The sequence below is a fragment of the Saprospiraceae bacterium genome (assembly GCA_016712145.1).
Taxonomy (GTDB): Bacteria; Bacteroidota; Bacteroidia; order Chitinophagales; family Saprospiraceae; genus Vicinibacter.
Genome location: JADJRO010000001.1, coordinates 2,241,841 through 2,266,285, shown reverse-complemented (window position 1 = coordinate 2,266,285; position 24,445 = coordinate 2,241,841). Strand labels below are relative to the sequence as shown.

At 38.3% G+C, this 24,445-nt stretch carries 4 protein-coding genes; all 4 read left to right on the top strand.

Going from position 1 to position 24,445, the window contains the following annotated elements; translation table 11 throughout:
• Positions 1–347 precede the first annotated feature (347 nt).
• The 4 genes from IPK91_09460 to IPK91_09445 all read left to right on the top strand — a co-directional run bounded on the left by IPK91_09460 (position 348) and on the right by IPK91_09445 (position 24,352).
• Positions 348–17,486, top strand: a complete 17,139-nt coding sequence (locus IPK91_09460; protein ID MBK8297485.1) for an HYR domain-containing protein — start codon at positions 348–350, stop codon at positions 17,484–17,486.
• Positions 17,487–17,631: 145 nt separating this feature from the next.
• The gene (locus tag IPK91_09455) at positions 17,632–17,928 is read left to right on the top strand and encodes a hypothetical protein (protein ID MBK8297484.1); all 297 of its coding nucleotides are present in this window, start codon (positions 17,632–17,634) and stop codon (positions 17,926–17,928) included.
• Between the two features lie 182 nt (positions 17,929–18,110).
• Positions 18,111–18,533, top strand: coding sequence for an IS200/IS605 family transposase (gene tnpA / locus IPK91_09450; protein ID MBK8297483.1), 423 nt, complete (start codon positions 18,111–18,113; stop codon positions 18,531–18,533).
• A gap of 740 nt (positions 18,534–19,273) precedes the next feature.
• Positions 19,274–24,352 carry an HYR domain-containing protein gene (locus IPK91_09445; GenBank protein ID MBK8297482.1) on the top strand — a complete coding sequence of 1,693 codons (5,079 nt, stop codon included), beginning with the start codon at positions 19,274–19,276 and terminating at the stop codon, positions 24,350–24,352.
• Positions 24,353–24,445 lie beyond the last annotated feature (93 nt).

Sequence of the window (24,445 nt, the reverse complement as noted above, 5' to 3'; positions counted from 1 at the left end):
ATACATGGTACTAAGACGAATCCCATCAAAAACCACATATAACATCATGAATTTAATGAAATTTAAAATTCAAAAGTGTTGATCGGTTTCTGATGATTTTAAGCAGATTTTAAGTTTTGAGATTTTCAAAATCAAAGCACTTGTAAATTAATTTTTACCAGGCTTTGCATTTTTAAGAAAGTTAAGCATGAACTGCATTTTAAGATTAAACAATTAATTAACCAACCTATATTTAATTAACACACATTTTTATGAGCTTAATTACTACACTTTTTCAAAAATTAACAAGGTTTTTTGTTGATTCAATCTTTACATTGTTTACATGTAGCAATTCTTTAAAATTGCTAATGATAAACCTACTTGTGTTTAGCCTTACCAATATCGCTAGCTCACAGTCTGGAGAGTCCTTGGATTTTGATGGTACTGACGACATCGTAACCATATCCGATGCGTCCTGGAATGATTTTGGATCAAATAATTTTACCATCGAAGTTTGGATAAAAAAGCAAGCTGGTTCAACAGGAGGTTCAAATGTGGCTGCTCTAGGCAAATGGAACGACCCTATGGATGCAGGTACCAATGAATGGTTGATTTCCTTGTCGGCTGATGGGGATAACGAATTCCCTGGATTTGCTGTCGAAATAGGTGCAGCAATTTATAGTTGTACTGCCAGTACTGCATTGACCCCAGGGACCTGGTATCATCTGGCTGCTGTCAGAGTTGGTACAGAACTTAAACTTTACGTAAATGGCATTTTGGAAAATACAACTGCCGGAGTAGTTGGAGCGCTTAACAATATTTCGGGTCGTGATATTTTATTAGCTAAAATTAATAGTTCATCCAACCATACGAATATGGAAATGGATGAACTTCGTATTTGGAATGATGCGCGGACTGCTGCTGAAATAGCAGCGTATATGAATTGTGAAATTCCAACTACAGGATCCGATTTATTAGCAAATTATCATTTTAATCAGGGAGTTGCCGGATCCAATAATGCTGGCGTCACAACGCTCAATGACGATGCGGGTAGTAGTAGAAATGGAAGCTTGTCGGGTTTTGCTTTAAATGGATCTACTTCTAATTGGGTTGCACCGGGAAGTCCTGCTGCCGGAATCAGCTGTGGTCCGGTACATAACCTTACGCAAAATACCTATTTTAATACCATACAGTCCGCAATCAATGCAGCAAATGCAAACGATGTATTACAGTGTGCAGATCAAAGCTATGCTGAGAAACTTACAATTGATAAGTCCCTTACCTTAAAAGGATTTACAGAATCTGCATGCATTCTTGATGGCACCGGATTGGGTACTGGTTCTGGAATTTACATCAACAATGGCATTACTAATGTCAATATTGAAAAATTTACAATTAAAAATCATGCTGGAACAGCCCCAAACAGCTATGCTGGAATTTTTGCAGTAGCTGGAAATAATAATCTTACTGTAAAAGATTGTACCATTAAAGACAATATTGGGGGTTGTGGATTTTATGCAAATGGTCCTATAAATGGCGTGACTTTAAACAATCTGGATGTATCAGGACATACAGCTGCATTTGGCGCAGCACGTGGTATTGTCATCTGGAATGGTTTTAAACAAAATATCAGCATTACAAATTGTGATGTCTACAATAACAATTGTTGTGGCATTGAACTATCTGATGGAACTGCTTCCGGAGTCACCATGAGCAACAACAATGTACATGATAATGCAGATAACGGATTTGGATTATTAGGCTTAAAAGCAGGTGCAGGTGCTAATGTAATTTCCAACAACACGGTAGCTAAAAATGGCCGTTTTGGGATCGAACTAAAAAATCCAGATGGAAATGGTGCAACTTCAGGAGATGGAAGCATCTATTTAGATAATAATATAGTTTCTTTTGTTACATCTGTTGGTATGAACATTAGGGATCATGCAGGGATTGCTGTTTTTAGACGCTCGTTTCAAGCAGGAAATCCGGATGGATATCCGGATGTACCAACCGGTGTTGTAATTAAAAATAATACCGTAGATGGATTCATACATTCCAACCCCTCACGAACAGAAAGTGAAGGTTTTGGAATCGTGATAGAAGGAACCAATCATGAAGTCAGTTCGAATGATGTTAAAAATAATGACATTGGAATTCAACAACAAGGTGGTGGTCACCCTACTCCAAATTATGTCCCAAATGATGCCGGGGATGGAGAACAAATAGATGGATTTTCTGCCAACTATTTCGGCAGAGGCAATGCACCGGTAGCATGTGGGAATGAAATCAGCGGAAATACATTTACATCCAATGGTTTAAATACCAGGAACTCCACACCTGGAAGCGGTGGAACTGGATATGTTCTAAATTCAAATACTGGAGAAACATTTTGTTCAATTCAGGCTGCAATAAATGATGCGAATACCTTAGCCGGCCATGAATTAATTGTTTCCAGTGGCATCTTTTCTGAAAATGTGAATGTCTCTAAATCACTAATCATTAAAGGGGCAAATCAAGGAACTCCAGGATGCGATGGAGGTCGGGTGACGGAAAGTCAAATTCATGGTGGAGTTGGAACTGCTGTAACAATTTCAGCTAATAGTGTGACTTTAGATGGTTTTGAACTGCGTGGTTTAGTTGGAGTTAGCTCCTCAGGATTCAATAATATTGAAATTATCAACAACCTAGTTTATGTTAAAGGTGTTGGATTGCAGATATCCAATGTTTCCACAAGTTCTGGAAATACGTGTTTGATAGAAGATAACTGCATTGATTTAGTTACTCAGGTTTATGGTGGAACCAATACTACGGTTGGAGTTTATTTTAGTGGAGCAAACGGTACTGAAAAAGTTACAATTAATAACAATACAGTTACAGACGGATTTTATGGGTATGTTTTGCACGACATAAATACCAATCCAAAATCCAAAATTACCAATGGAACAATAACTGGTTGCATGCAAGGGATAGCTATGGTTAACACTATAGGTGGGCCTTTAGCAATGGTTGATATAGAAATTATTTCAATGAGTTTAACTGGCTTTTCTGGTAACTATCCAAGCTTACCAGCACAAAATTTTCATGCAGGTATTTATACGTTTACAACTGCGACGACAGTCCCGGCCAATGGAATTCAGGCCTTAATTCAAGGTTGTACAATTAGTGGAACTGGTTCGTTAAGCCCTTCTGGTGCCGGAATATATCTGGGTGATTTCAGTACAGGTGCCGTCACTGTTCAAAATATTAGTATTGATGAAAACACCATTTCAAACAACCTGAATCGGGGAGTGGATGCAAGAGGATATGTTCAAGCTACGATTACACAAAATATTTTTACAGGTAATGGATCGGCCCCTTGGGGAGTTGGAGGAAATGATGGATTTACGATTATTGCACAACGAGGCGCAATAGTCAATGCGAATAATAATTTTATTACACATCCTGCATCAAGTACGAATCCGGTAACAGCATTTTTTACAGGGAATGCTCCAACCAATACAATAATTGCAAACGACAATAGCGTATTGATGAATGGCAATGCAATGGCTTTTGGAGCAAACGTTGCAGCCGGTACAGGAACCATCAGTGCAGAATGCAATTGGTGGGGAGTTACAGGTAGTGCTGTGCCACCTTTAATGTCTGGAAACGTAGATTTTGAATTGTTTCTTACTTCAGGAGTTGATGATGCACCGGGAACTCCTGGTTTTCAACCAGAGGCTAATTCTTGTAATGGTTGCAGTAGCGGCAATCTAGTAACCAATACCAATACTGCTGAAACATTCTGTACAATTCAACAGGCCATAGATGATCCGCAAACATTAGATGGTCATATTATTACAGTTGGACCCGGAACTTATATTGAAAATATAGTACTGAACAAATCCTTGCAATTGCGAGGTAATAATTACGGTATTAATCCAAATACCGGAATGCGTAATCCGGAGTCAATTATAGTACCTGCACTATCAGATCCTGATCCAAACAGTCCTACAGCATCAACCATCATGTATTTACCTCCTTCAGCATCAGGAAGCACCATTGATGGATTTACCTTGGATGGAGACAATCCAAATTTAACCAGCGCCGTAAATATAAACGGTGCTAACATCGATGCCATTGAAGCGATGAGCGCTTATGAAGGCTTATCCAATGTATTGGTTAAAAATAATATTATTAAGAACCTGAATTATTCAGGAATTGATTTTTACAATTACTACAATGGTGGAACTTCAACAACTGGAAATTCCATTACAGAAAATAAATTTGACAATATCATTCCTACTGAATATGGTATTGGTGTTTTGATTTATAATAATTGTTATACAAGCATTACAGATAATGTTATGACTCGGGTTAGAGTCGGTATTCAAACCGGCAATTTTTATAATGCAGATGGCGGAACAAGTCATAGCATTACTGGAAATGAAATTGAATCTTCGCGAAGAGGAATTTTCCACAATCTGGCATATACCAATGCGGCAACATTTGATATTTCAAACAATAATTTTACAACAGTAGCAGGCGCAACGTATAATGATGGAATTGCAATTTCATCTATTCAATCTGCTGTAGGTGTAATTTTAAGTAATAATAATGTTACGGATGCACGCAGTGGATATAATTTATGGAACTGTCCTACTTCCAATACAGTTACAATCAACGGAGGTATATTAACGGATTGCCAAATTGGAGTTTTTGCAAACAATTTTGATGGCTATGCATCAGATGCATCTACCAGTTTGTATGCAATGACTGGTGTAACAACTTCCAACTGTGATACCGCTATTTGGGTACGTGATAATATGTTAAACAGCAACGCAGCCACAGTGGCTTTGCAAATTAATAATGCTACAAATAGTGTAAATGGTACGGGAATCGGTGTTTTAGTAGAGGGAGCAGATGCTTCGGTAAGCTTTAATGGCGCAATTCCAGTAAATTTCAATACTTCATTAATTAAATACATTAGTCTGATATCAAACGGAACCAATGTTCCTGCTGCTGACATCAATGCACAAAATGTTCAGTTTGGTGGAACGAATGGTGCTGGATTATCAAATGCACAGTTATTTGCAGTAGAAGATAAAATAGATCATAAAATTGATTGGAAAGCACTAGGATTTGTTTCTGTAAAAGCAAATAATGATTATGTAACGGATATCAACGCTGGACAGTCTGCAACAAATAACGATTATACAAGAATCCGGAACGCCGTGGAACAAGCTTCCAACAATTGGACCGTAAACTTAAAAGGTAGTTTTGATTGGACCGAGGCAAATGCAGCCAGCTCATGGTCATTGGGAAATGACGGAGTTGTTTCTCCAGCGGATGATTATTCCATATTAGTTCCTGCAAATATCAACGGAGTAACATTTACGGCCCCGGAAGGATTAGGCAATGCTTCCATCAACGGCCCTGGTGATTTAGCCGCTGCAAATCTGGAAGGTGTACTGATTTTTGATGGAGGAGACAATCAAAATTGGACGATTTCTAATATGGAATTCAAAGAGTTTGATTTGTCCATCGGCATGTTTAATGGAGCAGGTGGTACTGATGCGTTTAATGGAACTACAATTACAAATAATACATTTAATATCGCAACGGACTTAAATGCAATTGCTGCACCCGCAGACGTAAATCAGAATATTGGAATTCATTATTCATTTGGAACGAATCAGACAATTTCTAACAATACATTTAATGTGCCAGGGGATGGCGTAAGCAATGGTGCTAATTTTTCATCCACAGTTTGTATGCAATCAAATACCAGTGGTGGAGCCGTTTATGATGGATTGTCTATTTCTGGAAACACGATTAATATTCAAAATGCACAATCCGCAACACCACAAGTGGTACTGGGTATTTGGGAAAATGCACACGGACATTCAAGCAATATAACAGTTAGTAATAATCAGTTTTTAAATTTAGCTGGTGGAAACAATCCCGCACTCAATTTACAGAGAGCGTTTAGAGTAACATCTCATTCAAGTGGAGCAAGTACCGTTACCTATTCAGGCAATACTGTTAAAGGAGCAAATATTGGTTTTCAGTGGATTGCTGGTAGTAATTTCAGTGGTGAGCAAGCTGTAAAATTGACCAGTAATATTTTAAATAGCAATGAGATAGGTGTTCTTTTACAATCCAATGGGAAAGCTCATATTACGACGAATGATTTTGATGATGCAACGGATAACACCCGTGATATTCAGGTTCAAGCAGGTTGCATCTTAACAACAGGTGATGGAAATCAATTTGGAGGCGAAACGTATTATGTAGAAAATTTAAGCTCAACGGGTTTAAATATGAGCGCAGATCTGTTTGATCAAAGCAATAATTTCCGTCGTACAGATAGGATGTATGAAGCATTGGATAATGTAGCTTCTGGCTTAATACGATTCAATGGAAATAATTTATATGTATCAGCACCGGGAACCGGAAGTTCTGATGAAACAATTCCAAATGCAATTGCAGCAGCAGCAGCGACCGGAGATATAATTCATATCGAAACAGGAAGCTATGCTTCCGGAGCAGATGCAAGTAGCAAGGAAGTTACATTCGCACCAGGATCAAGCCCGGGTTGTGTAACATTAGCAGGAAACATGGTGCTTACAAGTGGAGATGCATTAGCTATGGAAATCAACGGAACGACTGCTTGTACCGATTACGATCAATTTATAGTAAACGGAACAGTTACATTAGGTGGAGCTAACTTGGTTGTGACATTAGGCTATACACCCGCCAATGGAGATCAAATCACCATTATTGCAAATGACATGGCGGAGGCGGTATCAGGTCAATTTGCGCAGGGGAATGTCATTACGGTGAGTGGCTATACTTTTGATATAAATTATGCAGGTGGGGATGGCAACGATGTAGTACTTACTAAATGTGCAGGAGTTACTAATACCAATACTTTGGAAAATTTCTGTACCATTCAGGCAGCAATAGATGATCCTCAAACACTTAATGGTCATACCTTAACAGTATCTCCTGGATTGTTTAATGAAAATGTAACGGTGAACAAAGAATTGACAATTACCGGATCAGGCAAAGGAAGCAATCCCGCTACAAATACAGTTGTTAAACCGGCAAGCTCATGCAGCGGTACAGGCTTTACAATTGCTGCAGCCAATGTGACGATTCAAGCTATGTATATTACATCCTTTCAGGATGCTGTATTATTGAATGGAGTATCAAATCCAACTTTAAATAACCTGGCATTAATAGATTATTGCAGATACGGAATAACATTTGGAGGAAATAATTCAGATATTGATATAACAAATACAGATATCCAGCGGACCAGTTTATTGGCAGGCACCATAGGAATGCGAAATGGCACTGCGAATGGAGTAAATGGTATGTTGATAGACAATTGTACGATTACCGGAAATGCATTACAGGGTATTGTAAACTTTCAGTCAACGACACCATCTGCATTTGATAATATTGTAATAAAGAACAGTACGATCAGTAACAACCTTCAAAAGGGCATGTACTTTGAAAAGCTGAGTAATGCAACATTTGAAAAGTTGACGATGAATAATAATGGAACGGATGCGACGTATGGATTTAATAATGGAATTGATATCAATTTAAAATATGCAAGCTATTCAAATATTACAATTAAGGAATGCGATATTACGAATTCGGGCAATACAGGTACAGCAACGGATCCACAAAATCCCGCAGTGATAGCAATCAAAGCCAGGGACGATGCGTCCTCATACAATACAATTCCGGCAAGTTTAAATAATGTTACAATCATAAACAACAAAATCACAGGCCCACAAAATGGAATCCGAATAGGTGAATTTGGAAAGATAAACAATACGCCAACGAATTTAAAAATAGAAGGCAATGATTTATCGTATGGATTTGCAAATAAAACAATTGTAAGTAGAATCAATAGCAATGTTCAAGTTGAATGTAACTGGCATGGTACCACCAATCTGGCAACGATATTGGCAACATTTGCACAAGCTGGAACGGGTACTATTGTATTATCAACCGTATTAAGTACTGGAGTAGATGCAAGTGGAGCTGTTGGATTTCAACCTTCTGGAACCTGTGTTTGTGCAAATGGAAATTTAGTTACTAATATTAATACCACAGAAACATTCTGCACGATTCAACAAGCCATTAATGATGCAAATACACAAAATGGCGATACGCTTTCTGTTGGGGCAGGAACCTACATTGAAAATTTAATTGTAAGCAAATCGCTGGCAATTTTAGGACCGAATTCAACCATCGATCCTTGTACAGGTACTCGAGTTCCAGAAGCCATTCTTGTTCCTGCAACAGCAAGTATTTCTGCAGGAGAAATTATTCATATTGCAGCTTCTGATGTAACAATATCTGGTTTGACTATTGATGGTGATAACACCGCAATTACTTCTGGCTTTAGCAGTACCAATGGTGCCGATATAGACGCTGCAGAAGGCATTACCGTTTATGAAACAGGAATCAATAACCTTACTGCAACAAATAACATCTTTAAAAATCTATCTTATTTTGGTATAACGCTGTACGACTATCCAGCAGCTGTTCCTTCAAGTGGGCATCTTATTGCTAACAATAAATTTCAGGATTTTGGAACCTATGATGCTGGTTCCGGGATTGAATATTGGGGTGGTGGCGTCTTGTTGTATAATAATCAGTATGCACGAGTAGTCAACAATTGCATGATGAATCTTCGAATCGGTGTTCAAACTGGTAATTTTCATTTGGCAAATCCGGAAGCATCCACTTATCAGTTTATTGGTAACAACACCATGACCGTGAGAAGGCGTGGTATTTTCCATAATTTATTTTATGGCACTGCTTCACCGCTTACATTATCAGAGAATATCATAACAGGAATCAACAATGCCAATGAATCATTTTGGGATGGAATTTTAATTTCTTCACAAAGTATAGCTTCTTATGCAGTAGATAATTCTATAAATGGCATTGCGATTATTGGTAAACCAACAGAAGGATACGAAGTTTGGAATGTTAAAAATACCAGTCCAGCCGAAATCACAGGAGGAACTGTTAGCAATACCAGCATTGGACTTTTTGTAAACAATTATGAAGGATATGTTTCAGATGCAGGCGATGGAGCTCATGCTATTGTAAGTGGACTGACCATTACGGATTGCTCAACAGGAGCTAAAATTTCTGACAGCCCATTGAGCACCCATGCAGCAGTATCTGCAACAATAAAGGATGACACCGAAATCAGCTATACAGGTACTGGTACCGGTATTTTGGTTGTCGGAGCAAATGCTTCTGCAAATATTGTAGATAATGATGCATCGATTCATGGATTTGCAATAGGTATCGATGTAGATGCAGGTTCAGCAACAATTGATCATAATCATATATTTAATAATGGTATTGGAGTTCGTTTTACAAATAATGGAACGGGTACCGTTAAAACAAATAAATTTTACGATGCTTTAGCCAATGGAAAAGACATTCAGGCTACTGCAAGCGCAGGACTTGTTACTGCTACACCTAATAACTGGTTGGCAGGTACAACATTTGGTGTAGAAAATTTACACGCAACAAATGTTATTGACGCAACAGCAAATTATTGGAATCATCCTTCTGGACCCGGCGCTATTGCTGGAGGAAGTGGCGCAAACATTACAAGTCGTGTAGCTTATTGCCAATGGTTAGATGACGAACCAATCATTTATGGTGGTATGCCTAATTTAGTTTCTCCAACAGTTACCATCGTGACTACAGATAACAGTGGCAACACCAGCGATGCAACTATTTGTAATGGAGGAACAGCAACATTGGATGCAACAACCACAGGTGCATTGACTTATGCCTGGTCAACCACGGAATCAACAGCAAGTATTTCTGTAATGCCTGGATCTACCACGACCTATACCGTAACAGTAAGTTTCGCAGATTGTCAGGTAATCCAAACGCAAACAATTACTGTTAATCCATTGCCTTCTTGTACAATCACTGGGGCAAATGGCCCAGTTTGTCCAAATACCTCAAATGATTATTTAGCACCGGCTGGATTATCTTATTCATGGTCAGTTTCGGGTGCTGCAATGATTTCAGGATCGTCATCTTCACAAACAGTAACCATTGTAGCTGGATCAGCTTGTAACTCCAACTATACCCTAAATTTAATTACAACGGATGGAAATTTGTGTAGTTCAAGTTGCAGTAAAGTTGTTTCAGTTTTAGACGATCAGGCTCCCAATGTATCCGCTGGCTCAATCAACAGTTGTTATCCTACACAGGCAGCAGCAGAAAATGCAGCACTTGCAGCTACGACTGCAAGTGATAATTGTCCGGGAACATTAAACTATTCAGTAAGTACTTCAGGTACCTGTTCAGCTGTGATTACAGTCACGGTTACGGATGCATGTACGCATTCAGCAAGTGTAACATATAATACACGCATAGATAACACACCACCAACATTTTCTTCATGCCCATCTAATATAACTATAGATGCAGGTGTAGGTGTTTGTGGCAGAAATGTTCATTATACAGATCCGACTGCAACGGACAATTGTCCTGGTACAGTAACGATCACCCAAACGGATATGAGTGGTTATGTAAACCATGATTTTTTCCCAGTCGGTACTACGACCCAGTCATTTTTAGCAACGGATGCTTGTGGATATACAGCAGTTTGTAGTTTCACGGTATTGGTTGTAGATAATCAAGACCCAATCATTACTGGATGTCCGGGAAATATTGGTCCATTAAATAATGATCCGGGTCAATGCGGTAAAGTCGTTACCTGGACAGCACCTACTGCATCTGATAATTGTCCGGGTGTAAGTTTGATGTCAACACACAATCCAGGTTCATTTTTCCCTGTTGGAACAACTACAGTTACCTACACTGCAACGGATGCAGGTGGCAGAACAAAAATCTGTCAATTTACAGTTCAGATTATTGACAACGAAGGACCGGTGATGAATTGTGAATCAAATCAAACCGTTAATTTAAATGCGGCTTGCAAATTAGTGGTTCCAAATTTAATAGATGGTTCTACAGCAATAGATAATTGCTGTGCTTCGAATACTTTTTCATGGAGTCAAAATCCTGTTTCCGGAACTGAACTTTCATCTGGAGAAGGATCAACACATACTGTTACAATTACTGTTTCAGATTGTAATGGAAATTCTTCTATTTGTACAGTTATTTTGACTGGCGATGATGTAACACCACCCGTTCCAACTTGTGAATTACCTCAAACAATTACTTTAAATTCATCTTGTATTTTAGTTGTTCCGGATTTAACAAACGGAGCGAGTGCAACCGATAATTGTTCTGCATCATTTACATGGAGTCAAAATCCAGTTATTGGCACCGGTTTAGCATCGGGTGAAGGCGTTACACATACAGTAACCGTTACCGTAAGTGATGGAAATGGAAATTCAGGTACTTGTACAGTTGTTTTAACTGGCGATGATGTTAGCTTGCCAATTGCTACGTGTGAACCTCCTCAAACAATTTCATTAAATGCAAATTGTCAATTAGTTGTTCCGGATCTTACTAATGGAGCCACCGCAACAGATAATTGCAGTACTACATTTAATTGGACTCAGAATCCTGCAATGGCTAGCTTATTGGCTTCCGGAGAAGGAACAATGCACACAGTAACGGTAACCGTTTCAGATGGCAATGGAAATTCTTCAACATGTACAGTAAAATTAACTGGAGATGATACAACTCCTCCGACCGTTTATTGTCCAGGTCCTCAAACGATCTCATTAAATTCTTTATGTCAGCTGTTAGTTCCAGATTTATTAACAGGTTCGTCAGCAGTTGATAATTGTTCAAATACATTTACCTGGAATCAAAATCCAGCATCCGGAACATTTTTAGCTTCCGGTGAAAATATGACACATACTGTAACCATTACAGCTAATGATGGAAATGGAAATACAGGCCAGTGTTTAGTTGTTTTGACAGGAGATGATGCAACACCACCGGTTCCAACTTGTGAACCTCCGCAAACCATTTCATTAAATGCAAATTGTGAGGTAGCTGTTCCGGATCTTACAAATGGAGCATCTGCATCTGATAATTGTTCTGCAACATTTAGCTGGAGTCAAAATCCTACAATTGGTAGTTTATTGGCCTCTGGAGAAGGAACCATGCATACAATTACAGTAACTGTTAATGATGGCAATGGCAATTCTTCTACCTGTACAGTTAAATTGACAGGAGATGATACAACACCACCGGTACCGACCTGTGAATCAGCACAAACTGTTTCACTCAATGCTTTGTGCAGACTTCCTGTACCAAACTTAATTGATGGAGCTTCTGCAACAGATAACTGTGCCAGCACATTTACCTGGAGTCAAAACCCAACGGCTGGAACAACGCTTGCATCTGGGGAAGGTGTAATGCATACGGTTACCATAACGGTCAGTGATGGAAACGGTAATAGTTCTACCTGCACAGTTAAATTGACAGGTGATGATACAACACCTCCGGTACCTGTTTGTGAGTTTGCGCAAACAATTAATTTAAATGCTTCTTGTCAGTTAGCTGTTCCAAACTTAACAGATGGAGCTTTTGCAGTTGATAATTGTTCATTTAGTTTTAGTTGGACTCAGAATCCAACATTAGGCACCTTGCTGGCATCTGGAGAAGGTGTGATGCATACAGTTACTGTTACTGTAAATGATGGAAATGGCAATTCGTCTACATGTACTGTTAAATTAACAGGAAATGATGTGACACCCCCGGTTCCAACTTGTGAAGGCCCTCAAACAATTGCTCTAAATTCTTCTTGTAAATTAATAGTTCCCAATCTAACAGATGGCGCAAGCGCAACGGATAATTGTTCAACAACATTTAGTTGGACCCAAAATCCAGTTTTAGGTGCTATGTTAAGTTCAGGTGAAGGAACAACGCATACTGTTACCGTAACAGCAAATGACGGCAATGGAAATACAAGTACATGTACCGTTGTATTGACTGGTGATGATACTACACCACCTGTACCCACTTGTGAAAGTCCTCAAACAATCGTATTAAATTCTAATTGTGAATTGTTGGTTCCGAATCTTTTAGATGGAGCTTCTGCAACAGATAATTGTTCCGGATCATTTACATGGTCCCAATCTCCAACGAGTGGATCTTTATTGGCTTCAGGAGAAGGAACAACTCATACAATTACAGTTACAGTAAGTGACGGTAATGGAAACAGCTCTACATGCACGGTAATATTAACCGGCGATGATACAGCCCCACCGGTACCAAGCTGTGAAGGATCACAAACAATTGTATTGAATGCATCCTGTCAATTGATGGTTCCTGATTTAACAAATGGAGCAAGTGCTACAGATAATTGTTCGACAAGTTTTAACTGGACTCAGTCTCCAACGAGTGGAACCTTATTGGCATCCGGTGAAGGAACGACGCATACTGTAACAGTTACTGCAAATGATGGTAATGGAAATAGTGCGACGTGCACAGTTCTGTTAACCGGTGATGATACAACACCACCGGTTCCGACCTGTGAAGGTCCTCAAACGATTGTGTTAAATGCATCGTGTCAATTGATGGTTCCAAATCTGACAGATAATGTTTCAGCAACTGATAATTGTTCAACAAGTTTTACCTGGTCACAATCTCCAACGAGTGGAACATTATTGTCATCCGGTGAAGGAACTACCCATACTGTTACAGTAACAGCAAATGACGGCAATGGAAATAGTTCAACGTGTACAGTAATATTAACTGGCGATGATACTACGCCACCTGTAGCATCATGCGAGGGACCACAAACAATTGCTTTAGATGCAAATTGTAAATTGTTGGTTCCTGATTTAACAGATGGGGCAAGTGCAACAGACAATTGTTCAACATCATTTACCTGGTCACAAAATCCAACAGCTACAACCTTGTTAGCGTCAGGAGAAGGAACTACCCATACTGTAACGGTCACCACAAATGATGGCAACGGAAATAGCGCAACCTGCACAGTAGTATTAACAGGTAATGACAATACACCTCCTGTGCCTAGCTGTGAAGGACCACAAACAATTGCTTTAGATGCAAATTGTAAATTGTTGGTTCCGAATCTTTTAGATGGAGCTTCTGCAACAGATAATTGTTCAACAAGTTTTACCTGGTCCCAATCTCCAACAAGTGGAACTTTATTGGCTTCAGGAGAAGGAACAACACATACCGTAACAGTAACAGCAAGTGATGGAAATGGAAATAGTTCCAGCTGTACGGTAGTGCTTACAGGAGACGATACCACTCCGCCAGTACCAACTTGTGAAAATTCGCAAACAATTGCTTTGGATGCAAATTGCAAATTAGTTGTACCAGATCTTACAAATGGAGCAAGTGCAACTGATAATTGTTCTGCAACTTTTAACTGGAGTCAATCTCCAACAATTGGAACCTTATTAGCCTCTGGAGAAGGATTTTCACATACAGTTACAGTTACAGTTAGTGATGGTAACGGAAACAGTTCAACTTGTTTAGTATTGTTGACAGGAGACGATACCACACCGCCAGTACCTACTTGTGAAGCGCCACAAAATATAAGCTTAAACGCAAGTTGTCAATTGAGGGTTCCAAATTTGATTGATGGAGCAAGTGCAACTGATAATTGTTCTGCATCATTTACCTGGAGTCAAAATCCTTCAAATGCAACCATGTTAGCATCTGGTGAAGGGATGACACATACAGTTACAGTTACAGTAAGTGATGGAAACGGAAATACAAATACCTGTACAGTTGTATTAACAGGCGATGATGTAACACCACCAACACCAACCTGTGAAGGACCACAAACAATTGCATTAAATCCATATTGCACATTAATTGTACCAGATCTTACAAATGGAGCAAGTGCAACAGATAATTGTTCTGCATCATTTACCTGGAGTCAAAATCCTGCTATTGGAGCAGGACTTGCATCCGGGGATGGAGTAACACATACAATTACCGTTACGGTAAGCGATGGGAATGGAAATACAAATACATGTACGGTAGTCTTAACTGGTGATGATACGTCTGCACCAGTTCCAACCTGCGAAGGTCCACAAACTATCGTGTTAGATGCAAATTGTAAATTGGTCGTACCAAACTTAATCGATGGGGCTAATGTAAATGATAATTGTTTTTCATCATTTAGCTGGACGCAAAATCCAACAGAAGCGACCTTGTTAGCATCCGGAGAAGGGACAACACATACCGTAACCGTTACGGTAAGTGACGGAAATGGAAATAGTGCAAGCTGTACCGTTGTTTTGACGGGAGATGATACAACTCCTCCAGTACCTACATGCGAAGGCCCACAAACCATCGTGTTAGATGCAAATTGTAAATTGATGGTCCCAGATCTTACCAATGGAGCGAGTGCAACAGATAATTGTTCCGCTTCATTTAGTTGGAGCCAATCAACCACTTCCGGCACTTTATTGTCTTCCGGAGAAGGGATGACACATACCATTACTGTAACGGTAAATGATGGCAATGGAAATAGTACAACGTGTACGGTAGTATTAACGGGAGATGATACCACACCACCCGTACCGACATGTGAAGGACCACAAACGATTGTGCTTAATTCAAGCTGTAAATTGATGGTTCCCAATTTGGTTGACGGAGCTACCGTTACGGATAATTGTTCTTCATCATTTACCTGGACTCAATCAAGTCCTACAGGAACCTTATTGTCATCTGGTGAAGGAGTAATGCACACCATTACCGTAACGGTAAGTGATGGCAATGGAAATAGCAATACCTGTACTGTTAAATTAACAGGAGATGACACCACACCACCTGTCCCTACTTGTGAAGGACCGCAAACAGTTGTGTTGGATGCAAATTGTAAATTGATGGTACCGGATTTAACAAATGGTGCGAGTGCAACAGATAATTGTTCCGCTTCATTTAGCTGGAGCCAATCAACAGCTGCTGGCACGCTGCTAAATTCAGGAGAAGGAGTAAGTCATACAATTACGGTTACAGTAAGTGATGGCAATGGAAATAGTACAACGTGTATGGTAGTATTAACGGGAGATGATACAACACCACCAACAGCAAGTTGTAAAAGCATAACGGTTCAATTAGATGGAACAGGAAATGTAAGCATCGTTCCATCAGAAGTGAATAATAATTCTACGGAGAATTGTTCAGGACTTGTGTTAACGAGTGTATCACCCAATAGCTTTACTTGTTCAAATAAGGGAGCAAATACAGTTACTTTATTTGTAACGGATGCAGCTGGCAATGTATCATCTTGTACATCTACTGTAACAGTTCAGGATAACATACTACCACAGATTAGTTGTCCGGGAAATAACACAGTAAATAATACACCGGGCATATGTGGAGCTGTTTACACATATACAACACCAGTTGGAACAGATAATTGTCCAGGAGCTAATACCGTGAGAACTGCAGGATTAGCAAGTGGGGCAACATTTCCAATTGGACCAACTACAGTAACATACAAAGTAACAGATGGAGTTGGATTGACGGCAACATGCAGTTTTACGATTACGGTACTAGATAATGAAAAACCAATGATCACATGTCCTGCAAATATTGTAGATAGTACGGGAGTAGATTCCTGTATTAAGAAAGTGACATTTGCAGTATCAGCAACAGATAATTGTGAATTAGCTCCAATAAGCTATTCACATACAAGTGGCAGTACCTTTCCAATAGGAACAACTACTGTAACAGTAACTGCGACAGATCTTAGCGGAAATTCTAAAACATGTTCATTTACAATTACAATAAACCGACGCACAGAAAAGTGCAATGGTAAAGACGATGATTGTGACGGTTTAATTGATGAAGGATTTGACATGGATAATGATGGAATAGCAGATTGTTATGATAACTGTCCAACTGTTTCCAATCCAAATCAGGCAGATTCGGATTGCGATGGAGTCGGAGATGCTTGTGATGTTTGTCCAGGTGGAAATGATAAAATTGATAATGATAATGATGGCAGACCGGATTGCAAGTATCCACCTTCTTTTGCAAACATTATTTCAGCTTGGAAATGCAGTGGCGGTACTAAAGTTCAGGTATGTACCAGAACAAATAGCGGCGGTTATAAAACTGTTTGTACCTATTATGCAGCGTTACAAACCCACATCAATTATGGTGGATATTTAGGACCTTGTGGAAATGCAAATTGCAATGGAAATAATCTGATTCAACCTGAAACGGATGAAATTCAGCTTAAGAAATATTTGGATGCACCAGAATTTGATCCAAGTTCTTTAGGATTGAATGACATGATTGTGTATCCAAATCCGGTTCAGGATGCGTTGAATATTGAATTTGAAATTCCGGTTAATAATGGAAAAATCAAATTAATTAATGCTCAGGGTGAGGCAATTTATATTCATACAATCACGCAACCAACAGGATTGGTTAAATTAGACCTTTCGAGAATCGTCCGGTCGTTTAATTCAGGCGTGTATTTTGCAATTTTTGAAGATGCAAATCAACGCATCATTCGAAAGTTCACCGTAGTCGACTAAGTATTAGAGTTTAGAAAGTGCAGCTCCAACTAGAATTAATTATTCTGGTTGGAGCTGTTTTATTTTATTGATGTATATTTGAATGAATATTATTTATTTGACTTTGGTAATAAAATGATTTTCATCAAAACTAAATAATCAATGTATGTGGGCTTTTCTTAAATCCTTTCTGTTTTATATCGGTTTCGGAATTAATGCAATTGGAATTCTGGTTTCATTGGTAATAATTATTTCAGATGCTATTAAAGGCTCCTCTTCAAAAAATGGAACGTGGCTTTTAATAGTTCTTGGCCTATGCCTATGGTTAGCCTTGTGCTGGTATTTAAAAAGTATCGGGAAAATCGGTTTAGCGACCAATATGGTCATGTTGCCTGCAATCCCAATTGGTGGTTATGGTTTGTTCATTTTGATGTTTATTATTTTGAAGCCTGATATGAAGTAGTTTTTTAATTTTGCTCATCGCATTCCTAAAACTGGGGTTGAAACCCCAGTTTTAGGAATGCGATTCAATCAATGGACTAGTCAGTTCAAGAAAAACTTCAGTTAGTTTAATAATTTTTGAATTCTAAAATTCAACTAGTATGAAATATTTTATATTTTGGTTTGAATTTAGCACCTTAAAAAATGTCTTTAATATTAGTTTACATACACCTTGTATGGATCACAAAAAGGCGAGTTCCATATTTACATTCAAAGGAACTTAGGAAAAATACATGGTTTCATATATTGGACTATGCAAAACTTAAGGATATAAAAATAGATCACATCAATGGATTTAATGATCATTGCCATTGTTTGGTCCAATTGAAATCAAATCAAAATCTACAGTCCATAGTTCATTTACTTAAGGGAGAATCTTCATATTGGATTAATGAGCAAAAACTAATTCCGGAAATATTTCAATGGCAAGCTGGATTTTATACCGCCTCGGTGTCACAAAAGAGTTTAAATTTTGTGAGAAGGTATATTAGAAATCAAGAAATTCATCATCAATCTGGTTTTCTTAAGGATGAATTAGAGAATCTCTTTCCGAAAGCCGGGGTTTAAACCCCGGTTTTCGGAAAGAGATTCTCATCCATTTAGCAGAATCAAGAATGAAATTAACCTGCTTTATAATTCAATCAAAATAGAATTACAAAAAAAAGGTCTATGATGAATCCCAGAAGGTGAATTAAGAAATGATTTTTTTTCAAAATTGGAAATGCACTCTTCATTCCCAAAACTGGGGTATAAACCCTAGTTTTGGGAATAGGAGCTACAATAAAAATGAAGTAATATTACTTTACCAAAGCAGCAATAGAAAATCAATCAAAATAGTAATGCTAGCGTAAAATATAAGAGGAATGAATCCCAGAGGAAGGATTAAAGTATTTTTTTTCAAAATGGAATGCGTACTCTTCATTTCCAAATCATGGGTTTAAACCCATGATTTGGAAATAGTAGGATATTTTCAATTCAGCTTCAAAATTTATTAATTTCACCCAGCATATTTATCAGCTACCTACTATTTCTAAAATTTTATTTGTTGTATAAGTCATTTTTATGAATGTATTGCTGCCTATTTGAACTGTTTTTATATTCTAAAAACCAATCATATAAATTTTTCAAAAAAAAGATTAGGTAGTTTCGGCTACTTCAAATTACATTTACAATTCGTTTAGTAGCACCCACTCTCAACACTTCTTTTAATACACCCTTTCTCTTTGCTCAACATTTAATGCCAGATCCAAAACGGATTTAATACCCTTTCTTGAGACTCTAAAGATTTTTTTTATTCATACCCTCTTATGGAAAAGCAATTTTACCCCCAGCTAAGGGAATTAGCTTGTATTGTACTAATTATTGGTACATATTTTTCTGGCTTGTGTCAAGTTGGAAAATATCAACAAGTATCCAAAGAACGGATATCCGTTTTTTGTACAGCTCCCCCTAGTATTACCTGTCCCGCTGATTTTAAATCTTGTCCCGGAAGTTCTATTCATCCCAATGTAAGTGGCACAGCTATCGCGCTTAAAGGAGGTCTGCAATGTGACGAGCCAATTGTTACTTATAAGGATATATTAGTTAAAGCTGGAAATTGTTTAGGTGCTTCTTTAATTCAAAGAGTATGGACGGCAACAGATCCAAATGATGCAAGTCTGCGAGCATTTTGCATACAATATATAAACACCTTAGATACCACAGCTCCTGAACTTTATAACTGCCCTAAAGATACCGTGCTATTAAGTAATGATAAATGTACAGTAAGTTATACATGGAAAATGCCTTTAGTTTCAGACCATTGCGGCAACTATTGTGTTACAAGTTCTCATGTAAATGGTGGTGAATTCGCCATTGGTACGCATACCGTTATAATTACGGTAACAGATGATTGTGGAAACACAAGCCGATGCGTTTTTAATGTGGTTGTAATTTCTAATTGTTGCAATGTACCACCAATTATACATTGCCCTTCAAACGTCCTTGCGTGTTCAGGTACCTCAATTGATCCGGGCACAACAGGGAGACCAACCGTATCAAAGGGAAGTCCTTCTTGCAAAGAACCCATTCTCAATTACACAGATAAATTAAATTATTTTTCAAATTGTAATTATTCGATTGAAAGAACCTGGACTGCAACAGATCCAGATCATTCTAATTTATCAGCACATTGCACACAGTTGATTCAAATTAAGGATACCATTCCCCCTAAAATTACCTTTTGTCCACCAAATATAACGGTCCAATCAGATGCCGATTGCACTGCTAAAGTGAGTTGGTCAAATCCGATTGCAACTGACAATTGCGGGATTGCTTCAATTACAAGTTCTGTTCCATCTGGATACCAATTTACACTCGGACTGGCAGCAGTTTCAATTATTGCAACAGATAATTGTGGAAATACATCTAAATGTGAGTTTTTAGTAACCGTTGAAGAAAATTGTTGTAACAAGAATCCTATAATTCATTGTCCCGCTGATTTTCAAGGTTGCCCAAATAGTTCAACGAAACCAGTTGTAACAGGTCAGGCATCCGCAAGTCCTGGTAGCTCAAAATGCAGACAACCACTCATTACTTACAATGATGATACAATTCACCACACTGCGTGTTTTACAGAAATACATAGAACCTGGCTGGCAACTGATTTGGACAAACCTAGTTTAATGGATTATTGTGTTCAGAAAATTATTCTAATAGATAATCATCCCCCGGTGATTACATTTTGTCCGCCCAATATTACGGTTCAATCTGATGATGATTGTCTTGCTACCGTTCGTTGGAACGAACCCGCTGCTACCGATGATTGTGGAGGTGTTTCAATTACAACTTCAGTACCTTCAGGTTACCGTTTTACATTAGGTCTTGCAGCGGTGTCGGTTATTGCTACGGATCTATGTGGTAATACCAGTAAGTGTGAATTTTTAGTCACAGTCGAGGAAAATTGTTGTAAAAAAGCTCCGGTTTTACACTGTCCAGCAAATTATAGTTCTTGTCCAGGATCTGATATTCAACCTGCAACCACAGGAGTCGCCAATGCAACACCTGGAAGTGCTCATTGTGCAAATCCGGTATTAACGTATCGGGACGATACCATTCAGAATGAAAATTGTTTATTACTTTTAAACAGAACCTGGAAAGCAACGGATCCAACGCATCCTTTGTTAGCGACGACTTGTATTCAAACCATTCGTTTAGAAGACAAAACCAGCCCGGTATTAACCAATTGTCCGGCAGACATTACGATAAAATCAGATGCAGATTGTACAGCAAGTGTTGCTTGGAATCATCCAATTGCAACGGATGCTTGTGGCGATATTACATTAACTGAATCCATTGCATCGGGATCTAAATTTCAAGTTGGAACAACTAGTGTTTCAATTACTGCTACTGATAAATGTGGAAATACATCACGTTGTACATTTAATATAACAGTTGAAGAGAATTGTTGCAAAACCATTCCAATTATTCATTGCCCTGCAGATTATACAAGCTGTCCGGGAGCGGTTATCGAACCGGGAATATCAGGACAAGCAACGGCATCTCCTGGGGATACCAATTGCAGACAACCCATTATTACATACACTGATGTAATAATAAGTCAATCAGCTTGCTTTACAAGCATCAATAGAATTTGGAAAGCAACGGATCCAATTTTCTCTAATTTATTTAGTACCTGTATTCAAAAAATTATTCTTCAAGACATTGAAGCACCCGTATTTACATCTTGTCCTATTGACTTAACAGTTGCTTCAAATGATTTGTGTACGGCTGTAGTAAGCTGGAATGATGCAACTGCAACGGATGCTTGCAGTCAAGTTGTACTTACAAGTTCCATTGCATCTGGTTCCACGTTCCCATTGGGAATAACACATGTTGTGATTACTGCTACAGACGCTTGCGGAAATTCAAGCAGTTGTAATTTTAATATCACAGTTACTGAAAATTGTTGTAATAATCCACCAGTTATCAGTTGTCCGGAAGATTTTACCGGATGTCCAGGTTCAAGTTTAGATACTTCTAATACGGGTAGAGCCATTGCAGATCCATTTCAACCAGTGTGTCAAGCTGCGGTCATTGCTTTTACAGATGTGGTTTTATCAAACGACCCATGTCGTACAATCATAGCACGATTATGGACAGCTACAAATCCTAAAAATAATTTACAAACACAATGTACTCAGACGATTTTACTTGAAGACGTGGATCATCCTGCTTTTGCAAATTGTCCTGGAGACATTACGGTAGACCCACAATATGATTGCAATGCAAATGTAAGTTGGATCGAACCTACCGCAAGTGATAACTGTGGAATTCTTTCAGTTGAAAAATCCCATGAACCAGGATCCGTATTTTCAAAAGGAAGCACGCGTGTGGTTTATACTGCAACCGATTTATGTGGAAATACAAGTTCCTGTTGGTTTTTTATTGAAGTATCTGAAAAATGTTGTTTTAAAAATCCTGTTTTAAATTGTCCGGCTGACTTTCATGGATGTCCTGGATTAGGTGTAGATCCGTTTGTAACGGGTATTGCTACGGCTGCTCCAGGTAGTACGGAATGTTTTCAGCCAAACATTACTTACTCTGACCGAATTCTTACGGATGGTCCATGTGCTGGTGCGATCAGTCTTGAACGGACCTGGACGGCAACAGATCCTGCATTGCCAAATTTAAAATCCGTATGTATACAACGCATCGAATTGAAAGATGATGTAAAACCTATTTTGATGAATATCCCTGCCAATATAACAGTGGATGCAAATGGAGCATGCAATGTCGCAGTTTATTGGCCGAAGCCTGAAGCAGCTGACAATTGTAAATTATTAAGTTTAACTTCCAATTATAACCCCGGAGATTTATTTTCTAAGGGAACCACTAATGTAATTTATACTGCAAAGGATTATTGTGGAAACACAACAACAAATGGATTTCAGGTTTTTGTTGATGGTACAGAAGTAGCTGTAAAGTGTCCGAAGGATACTTCAGTAATTCGTACAGATCCATTTTTAAATGGAGCTTTAGTAAATTGGAACAACCCAACAGTAACTTATTGTCAGCCATGTCAGGATAATATACCCGGTATGATCTACATGGGAGAATTAAATGGACATAGATATTTCTGTTCGAAAGGTGGGGCTAACTGGAATGCTGCACGCATTTCATGCGAATTAATGGGAGGAGCTCTTGCAAGTATTAATTCCGCAGAAGAAAATAAATTCATAGCTTCTAAATTAAATGGTCAAACTGCTTGGATTGGTGGAACGGATGAAAAAGTGGAAGGATGGTTTGAATGGTTAGATAAATCTCAATTTAGTTTTACCAGTTGGATGCCAGGACAACCAAATAATGGATCCGGAAATGAGGACTACATAGAAATGTTTCCAGATGGGAACTGGAATGATCAAAATGCATTAGCAAACAGAGAGTTTGTTTTGGAATTGCCATGTTATGAACTAAAACAAATTGGGGGTCCAGTTAAAGGAGATCTCGTGCCTTGTGGAACGAACCAAATTACCTATGTGGCAACTAAAGAAGGAAAATCAGACACCTGTAGTTTCAATGTAACGGTTGATTGTGATGAGATATCAAGCTATTGTAAACCAAAAGCACAGAATAGCAACTACATGTTTATTGACAGAGTGGAATTTTCAACAATTGATACAACTACTGGTAATAATGGGGGTTACCATTATTTTAATAAACCATGCGGCGCTATAGATGAAGGACAAACCTATTGGTTGTGTGTTACGCCAGGATATTTAGGTAGTATTTATAAAGTATATTGGAAACTTTGGATTGATTTTAATGCAGATGGATATTTTGATCCATTTACTGAAGAAGTTGTCTATGGATATGGCAATACGTCCATGTGTGCAAATATTAAAATGCCTTTCAATTTACCAAGAGCGCTTACACGGATGCGTATTATTATGTCGTATTCAGATTATCCACCCAATCCATGTTTTTCACCACTTTTCGGAGAAGTTGAAGATTATTGTATTGCTATGGATGGAGCTGTACAATTAGGTTCGGGAATTGGTACAGGATCCATTCGTGTAAAACCAGAGGAATTGGTTTCTAAAGAATTCAATCGTATGGAAATAGCTGATGAAAAACTTACAATTTATGAGGATCCACAAATTTCATTTTTGGTTGATTTGTTTCCAAATCCAAGTTCCCAGGCTGTAAGTATTAATAGTATTGTTGGTGAAATTTCAGAGTTTGAAGTATATAACAGCAATGGAAAATTAATTCTACATAGTGATCCGCAATTGACTAAAAATGAAAATTTAATTTCAGTTGAAGATTGGGCAAATGGAATTTATACAATTATAATTCGAAGTAAATCTTCAGATCAAATTATTAAGCGATTTGTTGTAAACCACTAGAATCAATTACGAATTACGAATTACGAATTTCAAATGGACAATGGTTGAAATAATTCGTAATTGAATTTCTGAAACGGTATGAAGCAAGCCGGT

What these genes read in the sequence shown, in the direction of transcription:
- IPK91_09460 (MBK8297485.1), top strand. Translation starts at nt 348, where the DNA reads ATGATAAACCTACTTGTGTTTAGCCTTACCAATATCGCTAGCTCACAG.
- IPK91_09455 (MBK8297484.1), top strand. Translation starts at nt 17,632, where the DNA reads ATGTGGGCTTTTCTTAAATCCTTTCTGTTTTATATCGGTTTCGGAATT.
- tnpA (MBK8297483.1), top strand. Translation starts at nt 18,111, where the DNA reads ATGTCTTTAATATTAGTTTACATACACCTTGTATGGATCACAAAAAGG.
- IPK91_09445 (MBK8297482.1), top strand. Translation starts at nt 19,274, where the DNA reads ATGGAAAAGCAATTTTACCCCCAGCTAAGGGAATTAGCTTGTATTGTA.